Annotated in this window: 10 protein-coding genes; 5 read left to right on the forward strand and 5 right to left on the reverse strand. The window is 63.7% G+C overall.

The window, feature by feature from the left end:
* Positions 1-70: 70 nt before the first annotated feature.
* The 4 genes from GTH22_RS21955 to GTH22_RS21970 form a co-directional block, all read right to left on the reverse strand.
* Positions 71-1,102, reverse strand: a complete 1,032-nt coding sequence (locus GTH22_RS21955) for a LacI family DNA-binding transcriptional regulator (RefSeq protein WP_252947853.1) — start codon at positions 1,100-1,102, stop codon at positions 71-73.
* A 68-nt stretch (positions 1,103-1,170) separates the two neighbouring features.
* Complete coding sequence (locus GTH22_RS21960; protein ID WP_252947854.1) at positions 1,171-1,971, reverse strand: 3-methyl-2-oxobutanoate hydroxymethyltransferase; 801 nt, start codon at positions 1,969-1,971, stop codon at positions 1,171-1,173.
* Complete coding sequence (locus tag GTH22_RS21965) at positions 1,968-2,276, reverse strand: MocE family 2Fe-2S type ferredoxin (protein ID WP_252947855.1); 309 nt, start codon at positions 2,274-2,276, stop codon at positions 1,968-1,970. The genes GTH22_RS21960 and GTH22_RS21965 overlap by 4 nt, the downstream gene beginning before the upstream one ends.
* Before the next feature lie 29 nt (positions 2,277-2,305).
* Complete coding sequence (locus tag GTH22_RS21970; RefSeq protein WP_252947856.1) at positions 2,306-3,373, reverse strand: fatty acid desaturase family protein; 1,068 nt, start codon at positions 3,371-3,373, stop codon at positions 2,306-2,308.
* A gap of 129 nt (positions 3,374-3,502) precedes the next feature.
* On the opposite strand from GTH22_RS21970, the gene GTH22_RS21975 reads away from it, so the two are divergent.
* Positions 3,503-4,534, forward strand: coding sequence for a LacI family DNA-binding transcriptional regulator (locus GTH22_RS21975; RefSeq protein ID WP_252947857.1), 1,032 nt, complete (start codon positions 3,503-3,505; stop codon positions 4,532-4,534).
* Between the two features lie 296 nt (positions 4,535-4,830).
* Here the strand turns inward: GTH22_RS21975 and GTH22_RS21980 are convergent, their stop codons facing one another.
* Positions 4,831-5,589, reverse strand: a complete 759-nt coding sequence (locus GTH22_RS21980; protein WP_252947858.1) for a GntR family transcriptional regulator — start codon at positions 5,587-5,589, stop codon at positions 4,831-4,833.
* A gap of 232 nt (positions 5,590-5,821) precedes the next feature.
* On the opposite strand from GTH22_RS21980, the gene GTH22_RS21985 reads away from it, so the two are divergent.
* The 4 genes from GTH22_RS21985 (at position 5,822) to GTH22_RS22000 (ending at position 11,041) form a co-directional block, all read left to right on the forward strand.
* Positions 5,822-7,465 carry an ABC transporter substrate-binding protein gene (locus GTH22_RS21985; protein ID WP_252947859.1) on the forward strand — a complete coding sequence of 548 codons (1,644 nt, stop codon included), beginning with the start codon at positions 5,822-5,824 and terminating at the stop codon, positions 7,463-7,465.
* A 68-nt stretch (positions 7,466-7,533) separates the two neighbouring features.
* Positions 7,534-8,574 carry an ABC transporter permease gene (locus GTH22_RS21990; protein ID WP_252947860.1) on the forward strand — a complete coding sequence of 347 codons (1,041 nt, stop codon included), beginning with the start codon at positions 7,534-7,536 and terminating at the stop codon, positions 8,572-8,574.
* Positions 8,575-8,582: 8 nt separating this feature from the next.
* A complete protein-coding gene (locus GTH22_RS21995; RefSeq protein WP_371928395.1) occupies positions 8,583-9,428 on the forward strand; it encodes an ABC transporter permease in 846 nt (281 codons plus the stop codon).
* A complete protein-coding gene (locus GTH22_RS22000) occupies positions 9,428-11,041 on the forward strand; it encodes an ABC transporter ATP-binding protein (RefSeq protein ID WP_252947862.1) in 1,614 nt (537 codons plus the stop codon). Before GTH22_RS21995 ends, GTH22_RS22000 begins: the two co-directional genes overlap by 1 nt.
* Positions 11,042-11,052: the final 11 nt, after the last annotated feature.

Raw genomic sequence — 11,052 nt, forward strand, 5'->3', positions numbered from 1 at the left:
AATTTGACCCGCTGCGTTTCACGTCATTCCTGACGTCTTTCCGCTGGGTAAAATGACGTATTTACGCCATTTACACCATTTCCGGGAGGTAGATGCGCGGATCGAGAAAGTGCTGCCCGGCAACCCCATCCACCGCAAGTTCACGGCTGTCGGCGACGAAGGACACCAGGTCGCGGCACAGATCCGACAGCGGGGTGGAGATCACCATGTTCAGATAGCCGTCCACCAGCGCGGCGCGGGTATCGGCGGTGAGTTCGTTGACGACCAGCCCGACCTTTCCGGGCGGGCGCACCTCGCGCAGCGCGGCAATCGCACCCTCCATGCCGCCGCCCGCCACGTAGATCCCGGCGAGGTCGGCATGGCGCCGCAGCAGGTCGAGCGTGGCCTCGTAGGTCACCTGCCTTGTCTCCAGGTTGACCAGCGTGTCCAGCACCGAGAACTCCGGCGCCTCGTCGCGGATGTAGGACCGAAACCCCACCTCGCGCAGGTCGTGCCCGTGCCAGCGGTTGCCGCCGACGAAGACCGCCAGCTTGCCCGGGCCTCGGCTGGTGCGGGTCAGCATCGAGGCCGCCAGTCGCCCGATTTTCATGTTGTTCAGCCCCAGGTAGGTCTTGCGGATGCCCTGCGCCATGTCGTTCAGCAGCGAGAACACCGGCACGCCGCGCTCCTTCAGCGTCTGCACCACCGCGTCAAGCTTCTGGTGGTTCACCGCCACGCAGGCCAGCGCGTCCACATCCTCGCCGAGCGCGAGCATCTCCCTGGCAAAATCGTCGGGCGACTGCGAGGCGGTGAAGCGGATCACCACCTCGCCGCGAATGTCGGTGCGGGCGGCCATGGCCAGTTCCAGCTCGCGGGCGAAGTTCTGGTAAAACTCCTGCCCCCGCTTCACCAGCACCACGCCCAGCCGCTTGCGCGGCACCGTCTGGCCCAGCCGGTGCTCGATCAGCCCGCGTCCGTGATAGCCCACCCGATGCGCCGCCTCGGCGATCTTGCGCAGGGTCTCCTCGCGCACCTTCATCCGCCCGTTCAGCGCCCGGTCCACGGTGGTCACGCTGACACCCGCCTCACGGGCCACATCCTTGGTGGTGGGTCTGTTGGCCATGCGGGCTCCTGACGTTGCCCGCTCAGGATTGACGTAAAAACGTCAACCGTCAACCACTCATCGGCCGGTCAGCCCAGCCCCGCCCTGAACGCCGCCAGCTCCTCGTCGGAGATCGCCACGCCGTGCTCCGGCCCGGGATAGGCCCCACTCTCCACATCGGCGCGAAATTCGCGGAAGGCGGCCACGCGCTCGGCCTGCAACCGGGCGTATTCGGCCCGGAAGTCGCGGTATTGCTTGGCGTGGCGCGGTCGGTGGCCCCGGGTGTAGCCCAGCACATCCTCGGCAAAGAGATACTGCGCGTCGGCGTGCTTGCCCGCCCCCATGCCGAAGAGCATCAGCCCGGTGCGCGCGGCGATCTCCTCGGCCACCCTGTCGGGCACCACCTCCAGCTCCGCACCGAAGGCGCCGGCCTCTTCCAGCCGCCGCACATCCTCCATCACCTTCAGCGCGCCCTCGGCGGTCTTGCCCACCGCCCTGAACCCGCCGGTCCATGTGGCTTTCGATGGGATCAGCCCGACATGGCCCACCACGGGGATGCCATCGGAGGCCAGCAGCTCCACCGTGCCGAGGTTCGACGCGCAATAGACGCAATCGCCCCCCACCTGCATCGCCGCATGGGCCGCGCGCTGGTAATCCTCCGCCGTCACCAGCTCGCCATAGAGCAGCCCCACCTGCACGAAGCAGTCGCCCGCCGCCGCCCGCATCTCGGGCGTCCAGACCGGGGCGATGATCGACAGCACGTCGATCCCCGCCTCCGCCGCCGCCTCGGCCTCCTCCAGGCTGTCGACGTAGAGCATGGTGAGCTGCCGCTTGCCCTTCAGCGCGCGCAACCCGGCCACGGTCGGACGGTTGTGGTAGAGCCCGCTCATAGCTCGATCATCACCCGGTCGCCCTCGAGTTTCACCTTGTAGGTGTTGAGGTCGACACAGGCCGGCGCGCGCAGGGCCTCGCCGGTGCGGTAATCGAAGGTGGCGTTATGCTTGGGGCACTCGATCTCGTATTCCTGCACCAGCCCGTCCTCGAGATGCACATGCTCATGGGTGCAGAGCCCGTCGGTGCAGAAATACTCGCTCTCGGGGCTGCGGTAGATGACAAAGCTCTTGCCCCCGTGGTCGAAGCGGATCAGGTCCTCTTCCTCGATGTCGTCCTTGGCGCATGCGTCAACCCAGGCCATGGGCTCTCCTCCCTCTTCGCGTGTTCAGATCATTCGGCCGCAGCGGCGTGAAACTCGCCACGATAGGGCCGTGCGGTGGCGGGCAGGGCCCGTTCGATGAAATATTCCTCGTTGGCGAGCTGCCGTTTCAGCGCCGGCCACATCTCGGCAAACCCCTCGGCGATGGAGCGGTTGGGGGCGGGGAGGTCGTGCTTGATCGCCTCGTGCAGCTCGGGCAGCCGGTGGTAGGGCACCATCGGAAACATGTGATGCTCCACGTGGTAGTTCATGTTCCAGTAGATGAAGCGGCTGATCGGGTTCATGTAGACGGTGCGGCTGTTCAGCCGGTGGTCGATCACGTTGTCGGCCAGCCCGCCGTGTTGCAGAAGGCCCGTCATCACGTGGTGCCAGGCACCGTAGAGCCGGGGCAGGCCGACCACCATCAGCGGCAGGATCGAGCCCATGGCCAGGGCCAGCAGGATCGTCGCCGCATAGATCGCCACCCAGATCCGCGCGGTCCGGATCGCCTTGGGCTGCTCGCTCTCGGGGATCCAGGTGGCCTCGTCGGGCAGGAGCCTGCCGCTGGCGTTAATCACCATGCGCTTCAACCCGTCGAAGGCGTCGAAGATGCCGAAGAAGTTGGCGATGAGCTTGGCAAAGACCGGCGGCCGCATGATGGCGATCTCCGGGTCGCGGCCAACGATCACCGTGTCGGTGTGATGGCGGGCATGGCTCCAGCGCCAGGTCACCGGGTTGCGGATCATGCAGAAGCTGGCGACCTGGTAGACCCAGTCGTTGTAGTGCCGGGTCTTGAAGGCCGTGCCGTGGCCGCACTCGTGCCAGCGGCTGTCCATCGCCGAGCCGTAGAGCGTGCCATAGGCCAGCCAGAACGGCGCCGACCAGAGCGAGGGCCAGAGCGCGATGCCGAGCCCGGCAAAGAGCGCCATGCAGCCGAACAGGAGGATCGTGTCGCGGATCGCCGGCTGATCGGAACGCTGCATCAGCGCCTTCATCTCCTTGCGCGGCACCTCGGTGTGATACCACTCTGCCGCGGCCAGCCCGGTCTCGACGGCGCGGCGGCCATCCTCTCCCAGCATCGAATAGTCGCGCTTTGCCATCGAAGTCCTCCCGGCCCGTGCCGCTCCTTGGGGAAACTTATCCGGTCGGGCCCTGCCGCGGAAAGCCTGCGGGGTTGAAATCGCATCAAATCACATCATCATGTGCCGCGAAACTGATGGAATCGCATCATGGCAAGACGCCCGACCATCACCGACCTGGCCCACGCCGCCGGGGTGGGCACCGCCACGGTGGACCGGGTGCTGAACGGGCGTGGGAACGTCAGGGAGGCCACGGTGGAGCGCGTGGCGGAGGCGGCGGCGCGGATCGGCTATCACGGTGCGTCGCTGTTGCGGCACCGGGCGCGCGCGCCAAGGCCACGGCTGCGCATCGGGTTCGTGTTTCCGAAGCAGACCCAGGCGTTCTATGCCAATTTCGCGGCGCAGGTGCAGGCGAGCGTCGTCGACCGGGCCGATATCGACGGGCAATGCGTGATCCGATACCCCGACGCCGCCACGCCGGAGAGCTACGAGGCGACCCTGCGCAGCCTCGGCGAGAGCGTCGACGTGATCGGGGCGGTGGCGATCAATCACCCGAAGGTGACGCAGGCGGTGGAGGCGCTGGCGGCGCGGGGTGTGCGGACCCTGACTCTGCTGAACGACTGCGCGCAGGGAGTGCGTAGCGCCTACCTCGGGACCAACAACATGAAGGTCGGGCGGATTGCGGCGTGGATGCTGGCGACTCAGATCCGCGAAGCTGGGCGGATCGCGATCTTTGTCGGCGGACATCACTGGCACGGGCACCACCTGCGAGAGGCGGGGTTTCATGCCTACATGCGCGAGATGGCGCCGCAACATGAGCTTCTGCCGACCTTCGTGAACCTCGACACTCGGCAGATGACATATGAGGCGACCGCGAGCCTGCTTGCCCGCGAGCCGAATTTGCGGGGCATGTACGTAGCGGGCGGCGGGATGGAAGGGGCTATTGCGGCTCTGCGCGAACTGCGGCCGCCCGGAAAGATCTCTCTCGTCGTGAATGAAATCACCGACGAAAGCCGCGCCGCGTTGATCGACCGCTACGTGTGCCTCGCGATCGCAACGCCGCTCCGAGACCTTTGCGCCGATGCCGTAGGGATCATGGCAAGGCTGCACCTCTCGAACGAGTGGCCAGCGCAGAGCCAGATGTTTTATGAGCCGCTGCTCTTCTCACCCGAATCTGTTTGAAACAGTTTAAGTGGTCAAGCTCGATAAGGGGGCCCATTATCGTGACCGGTCCAACTGTGAGCATCGCGCTGATGGCGCCCACTTCTGAGCTGCTTGAACTTAAAGTCCCCTTCACACACTGGCCGCTCGCGAGGCGCACAGCCCCGGCGAAAACGTGTCAAAACCGCTTTGGTTCTGCCGCCGGGTTCTGACACCCGTAAGCCTCTGATTTTGCATGCGACAGTAGCGCCGGACAGAACGGACCGTTTTTGCGCAAGACGCTGCGTCGGGCACAGTGAAACCTTTGAATCGAACAGCTAGTCTGCAACGTCGGTCCTGCCGAGCCAGCGAAACGCGCTTTCCAGGTCGGGCTCGGCCTCCGCGCTGTCGAGTTGAAGTTCCTCGCGAATGTGATCGAGATGATGCGCCATCGCGGCGGAAGCGGTTTCACCATCACCCTGAGCGATGGCCTTCACGATATCGCTATGCTCGTCGCGGGGGCAGCCCAAGTCACGCTCGGCATGGACGAGAATGGCAAGGCAGGTCAGCACCTGCAACTCGGTCATGCAGCGAATGAGATAGGGATTTCCGTTAATTTCGGCGAGTTTCATGTGGAACTCGCCGGTCAGCCGCACCAGCCGCGGCCGATTGTTCTCGGCCCGCGCCTCCGCCTCCATCGCGACATGATGCTCGAGTATCTTCAGGTTCTCGGCGCTGCGCCGGGATGCAATGGAACCCACCATGGGCGGCTCGATCATGTGACGCATCTCCAGCATCATGCCCGCCTCCCGGCGGCTCGGCGAAGCGATGACATGGCCGATGTTGGGCGTCTTAATGAAAACCCCGATCTCCGAAAGCTTGTTCATCGACAGCCGCACGACTGTGCGGCTCACGTTGAACGCATCCGCCAACTGAGACTCGGTAATCCGGGCACCCGGCGGCAGACGATGCTCGAAGATCGCCAGGATCAGGCGGCGGGTAATTTCGCTAGCCGCATAGCCATGTTTGAGGCGCTGGGGCGATTCGTCCCCTTCGCTCCCTCCAGCTTGAGGGCCAGACAAAAGATCAAGCATCATGGCGTTTAATCCTTAAACACGCGGCGCTAAGCTGCCTAATTATTGGGCTCAAACCTTCGTCCGCGGTGGTTTCAAGGACTATGAAGCAAGTCCTGAAAGATTTCAATTGACGTATTTCTCATGGCGCTCATCATTGTATCCAATGGCAAAAACAAGTCATTAAGAACCTCATATGCGCCGCGTCTCTCTCTTCTTCAGCGCGCACGACAACAAAGACCAACGGGAGTTTGGAATGACAGAAGAAATTGAATCCCCCGAGTTGACGAAGCGTCTCAAGCACCTCAACCGGCGTGCGGCCCTGAAGCTTGCCGCTGTCGGCGCGCTCGCGCTGAGCATCTTGCAACCGTCTGACGCATGGGCGCAGACGCCGAACGAGACCCTCATCGTCGCCGGCCCGCGGACCCCGGAGTCGCTTGATCAGGAGTATCCGCCGACCGAGGCCGTGCACGAGATGCGGCGCAACGTTTACGAGCGCCTCCTTGCCTATGAGATGGCCGAGGGTGACGACGGTGTGCTCTATGAGGATTTCGACACCATCGGCGGCTCCCTCGCGGAAAGCTGGGAGGTATCCGACGACTTCACCTCAATCACCTTCACCTTGCGCGACGACGTCGTGAGCAGCTGGGGCAACCCGCTCGACGCCGACGACGTGATGTGGTCTTTCGAGCGCGGCTGGAACCTCAAGTCGAACTTCCACTGGTACATGACACAGGTGCTGAAGATCGAAGACTTCGACACTGCCTTTACCAAGATCGACGATCAGACCGTCAGCGTGACCATCCCCAACCCCTCGCCGCTTCTCGAAAAGCTTTGGACGAACAGCGACCTCGGCATTCTGGACGCCGACAAGATGCAGGAGATCGCCACCGAGGACGATCCTTGGGGGCAGCGCTGGCTTGCCACTAACTCGGCCTCATTCGGGCCCTACTCGGTGTCGAAGTACACCCCCGGCCAAGAAGTAATCTACGAAGCGAACGAAGACTATTTTCGCGGCGCCCCTGCGATCAAGCGGGTGATCTTCCGCGAGATGCCCACCAGCGCCAACCGCGTGGCCGCCCTGCAGGCCGGCGCCGTGGACGTGGCCGAATATCTCTCGCCGCGCGAGCTCTCGCTGCTGGGAAACATGCCGGGTGTTCGCGTCGAACAGGTGTTCGGCAACTACATCCACCGGGTCGAGATGCAAAACGAGATGCCCCCGTTCGACGATCCGAAGGTGCGCCAGGCAATGAACTATCTCGTCCCCCGCGACGAGATCGCCGAAGCCGTCTATTTCGGCACCGCGCGCGCCACCAAGAGTCCGGTTTCCGAGATCTACCCAGCCTTTACCGACGAGTACTTCGAGTATGAAAACAATGTGGAGAAGGCCAAGGAACTGCTGGCCGAAGCGGGCTACCCCGACGGGTTCGAAACCGAGCTGGGCTACCGGACCGGCGACCAGATCGAGGAAGAGCTTGCCGTGATCCTGCAAACGGCCTTCGCCCGGGCCGGTGTGACCGTCCAGCTCTCCAAGCTGCCGGCCTCAACGCTGGTGGAGCGCTATACGCAGGGCGAGATCGCGATGTACTTCTTCCGCGATATGGCCATCGTGCCTGATGCGGCCTATGTCGCGAACCTCTGGCTGAATTCGAACTCACTCATCGACTACTCGAATTTCCACAGCGATGAGGTGAACGAGCTCATAAACAACGCCCTTTCCTCGACGGACGAGGAAACCCGCGTGGCCGACATGATGCGTGTTCAACAGATCACGATGGAAGAAGCACCCTGGGTGTTCCTGTTCAACCCGGGCTACCAGCTTGCCATGCGTGAGAACGTGCAGGGCTACTCCTGGTACACCCCCAACGGCAACGCGTGGTTCGACTTCCACAAGGAATAAGGCGCCAAAGCTCCTCCAGTCGGCCGGGCCCACCCCGGCCGACATTCCTACCTCCAGTGGATACCGAAATGACCCTTTTCGCGATGTGGCAGCGATTGCCGCGCTTTTTGCGCATTCTTCTCAAACGCTTGCCGATGGTCATCCCCCAGGTGCTGGGCGTGATCTTCGTCACCTTCATGCTGGTTCGGCTTCTGCCAGGCGATCCTGCGTTGCTGATGCTCGGCAACATGGCGACCGAGGAAAGCATCCAGAATCTGCGGGATCAGCTTGGGCTGAACGATAGTCTCATTGAGCAGTTCGTCAGCTATCTCGGTGGGGTCGTCCGCGGAGACCTCGGGATTTCGCTCTTCACCTCGAACCCGGTCGCCGTCGACCTGATGGAACGCGCACCGGCGACGCTCGAGATGATCTTCTACGCCATGTTGCTGACCGTGCTGATCGGCGTGACCGTGGCCGTGCTCGCCGTGGTCCGTCCCGGCGGAGTTGCCGACTACATTAGCCGCTTCTACGGCATGGCAGCTGGCGCAATCCCCGACTTCTGGGTCGGCCTGCTGCTGATCTTCTTCCTCTTCTCGGTCTTGGGCGTCGCCCCGGCGCCCTTCGGCCGGATAGACCCGATGGTGACGCCCCCGCCGACGATCACCGGCTTCTACACCTTCGATGCGCTGATGACCGGTAATTTCGATGCCTTCAGATCGGCGGCCGGGCGCCTGATCCTGCCGGTGCTGACGCTCACGATCGTCAATGCCGGAGCGCTGATGAAGATGAGCAAGACGGCCTTCGCCGACATCTGGCGCGCAGATTTCATCCGCCACCAGCGGGCCAGTGGCCTGCCTCAGGGGCGCATCATCCGTAGTGCCCTGCGCAACAGCCTGCCGCCTGTCATCACGCTGGTGGGCTTTCTGATGGGCTTCCTGCTCGGCGCCGCGGTGCTGGTGGAAACGATCTTCTCCTGGGGCGGGCTTGGGCAGTACGCCGTGCAGGCCGTCACCTACTCCGACTACCCGGCACTGCAAGGCTTCGTGCTCGTCGCCGCCGTATTCATCCTCGTCGTCTATCTGGTCGTGGACATCCTCTACGAACTGACCGACCCCCGCATCCAGACGTGAGCAGCCTTATGAGAAGAACGGCCGACTTCCTTCGTTTCGTCATGCGCCGCCCCGGAGCGGCCTTCGGGCTCGCCCTGCTGATCCTGCAGATCGCAGCGATCCTTTTCGCGCCGCTGGTGGCCACCCATTCGCCGACGCAGGCCAACCCGCTCATGTCGCTCAAGCCGCCCTCGACGGAGCACTGGCTCGGAACCGACGTGTCGGGAATGGACATCTACTCGCGCATAGTGTTCGCCACACGCATCAATCTGCTCATCTCGGTCACGGCGGTGGCCACCGCCTTCCTCATCGGGGTGCCCATCGGGCTGGTCGTGGGCTACTATCGCAACTGGTCGAGCACGCTGGTGATGCGTGTCTTCGACTTCATCCAGTCGTTCCCCGTCTTCGTCCTCGGCATGGCGCTTGTCTCTGTGATGGGACAGGAGATCTGGAACGTCTCGATCGTGCTGGCCGTGCTCTTCGTGCCGGTCTTTGCCCGACTGATCCGGGCCGAAGCCCTGTCCCTGCGCGACCGTCCCTTCGTGGCGGCAGCACGCTGCTCCGGGGCGAGGGACCGCCAGATCATGTTCCGACATATCCTGCCCAATGCCCTGACGCCGGCCATCGTGCAGATTTCGATCTCGCTGGGCATGGCCATTCTGCTCACCGCCGGACTTTCCTTCATCGGGGCCGGAGTGCGGATGCCGACGCCCGAATGGGGCCTCATGGTCTCGGTCGGATCGCAGCAGATGATCCTTGGTGTCTGGTGGGTCGCCCTGTTCCCCGGGCTGGCAATCATCTTCTCCGTGCTGAGCTTCTCCCTGCTAGCGGACAGCCTGCGCGAATACGTGGACCCGCGGAGGGAGCGCCGCTGATGCAATCGACAAACACAAAACCGATCCTCACCACCGACGGCCTCAGCGTGGCTTTCGGCGACACCACCGTCCTCCACGACATCTCGCTCGAACTGCATCCCGACGAAGTGCTGGGAGTTGTCGGAGAGACGGGCGCCGGTAAGTCCGTGCTCGCCCGCTCCCTGATCGACTTGCTGCCCGGAAAGGGACGCATCAGCGGCGGGCAGGTGCTGATAGACGGAAAGAACCTTCAAGCGATGTCGCCACAGGAACGCCGGCAATTGCGCGGCGGGAAGATCTCGCTGATCGGCACCGATGCCAAGTCACTGCTCGACCCGGTCCGACCTGTCGGCGCCCAGGTGGCCGACGTGCTCCAGGCGCACAAGGGGCTCTCGGCGAAACAGGCGAAGGCCGAGGCCATCGAGATCTTCACCCAGGTCGGGATAGTTGACCCCGAAAGCCGCGCTGAGGCCTATCCGCACCAGCTTTCGGGTGGCATGGCACAGCGGGTCGTCATTGCCATGGCGCTCATCGCCGAGCCGGAGGTCATCCTGGCGGACGACGCAACTCTGGGGCTCGACGCGACGATCCAGGTGCAGGTGCTTGACCTGCTGCTGGCGCGCTGCCGCGAGGCCGGGGTGGCTGCTGTCATCATCACCCATGATCTGGGTATCGTTGCCCGCTACTGTAGCCGCGTCGCGATCATGCGCGACGGCCGCATCGTTGAAGACGGCGAGACCCGCACCTTTCTCAATCGGCCCTCCACGGCCTATGGTGCCGAATTGCTGAGTGCCGCTCGCGCTCGCCCTGTGCCGATGACGGTGCAGGATAGCGAAGAGGGTGCCGCCGACCAACCGATCATCGAGGTGGTCAACCTCGTGAAGCACTTCAACACATCCTCGGGCCACGTGGTGAAGGCGGTCGACGATGTCTCCTTCGCGATCCGCCCGGGCGAGACGCTGGCGCTGGTCGGCGAAAGCGGCTCTGGCAAGACCACCGTTGGCCAGTGTCTCGTTCGGTTGCTCGAGACCGACCGCGGCGCCGTGCTCTTCAGGGGCAAAGACGTTTTGCCGCTTTCGGACGGGCTTTTCCGCCCGCTCCGGCGCGATATCCAGATGGTGTTCCAAGAGCCCTACGTCGCCCTGAATCCCCGCTGGACGGTCGACCGGCTCGTCGCTGAACCACTGGCGCTCAATCCGGAGATGAAGAGCGCCGCACAGCGACGCGACCGGGTCATGGAGATGCTCGAACTGGTTGGCCTGAGACCCGCGCAGGCCGAGGCCTTTCCGCACGAGCTGACTGCCGGCGAGCAGAAACGCGTGGGCATGGCTCGGGCGCTGGTGACGAAGCCCGGCTTCGTAGTCTTCGACGAGCCAACCACGGCCCTCGATATCCGGGTGCGCGCGCAGATCATCGACCTGGTGCGCGACCTCCAGAGCGAGATGAACCTCGCAACGCTCTTTATCACCCACGATCTCAACTCCGTGCGCTCTCTCGCGCACCGGGTTGCCGTCATGCGCTACGGCAAGATCGTGGAGACGGGCGAGACCGAGCGGATCTTCTCCAGACCGCGGGACAACTATACCAAGATGCTTCTCGGCGCCGAGCTGCCGATCGAGAGCTTCGCAGGATGAAGGACGCAAGG

The organism is Oceanicola sp. 502str15 (assembly GCF_024105635.1).
In the GTDB taxonomy this organism is placed as follows: Bacteria; Pseudomonadota; Alphaproteobacteria; order Rhodobacterales; family Rhodobacteraceae; genus Vannielia.

Bases quoted from the DNA above. Each gene is read 5' to 3' on its own strand.
- GTH22_RS21995 (WP_371928395.1), top strand. From the start codon at position 8,583: ATGAGAAGAACGGCCGACTTCCTTCGTTTCGTCATGCGCCGCCCCGGA.
- GTH22_RS22000 (WP_252947862.1), top strand. From the start codon at position 9,428: ATGCAATCGACAAACACAAAACCGATCCTCACCACCGACGGCCTCAGC.
- GTH22_RS21960 (WP_252947854.1), bottom strand. From the start codon at position 1,971: ATGAGCGGGCTCTACCACAACCGTCCGACCGTGGCCGGGTTGCGCGCG.
- GTH22_RS21965 (WP_252947855.1), bottom strand. From the start codon at position 2,276: ATGGCCTGGGTTGACGCATGCGCCAAGGACGACATCGAGGAAGAGGAC.
- GTH22_RS21975 (WP_252947857.1), top strand. From the start codon at position 3,503: ATGGCAAGACGCCCGACCATCACCGACCTGGCCCACGCCGCCGGGGTG.
- GTH22_RS21990 (WP_252947860.1), top strand. From the start codon at position 7,534: ATGACCCTTTTCGCGATGTGGCAGCGATTGCCGCGCTTTTTGCGCATT.
- GTH22_RS21955 (WP_252947853.1), bottom strand. From the start codon at position 1,102: ATGGCCAACAGACCCACCACCAAGGATGTGGCCCGTGAGGCGGGTGTC.
- GTH22_RS21985 (WP_252947859.1), top strand. From the start codon at position 5,822: ATGACAGAAGAAATTGAATCCCCCGAGTTGACGAAGCGTCTCAAGCAC.
- GTH22_RS21980 (WP_252947858.1), bottom strand. From the start codon at position 5,589: ATGATGCTTGATCTTTTGTCTGGCCCTCAAGCTGGAGGGAGCGAAGGG.
- GTH22_RS21970 (WP_252947856.1), bottom strand. From the start codon at position 3,373: ATGGCAAAGCGCGACTATTCGATGCTGGGAGAGGATGGCCGCCGCGCC.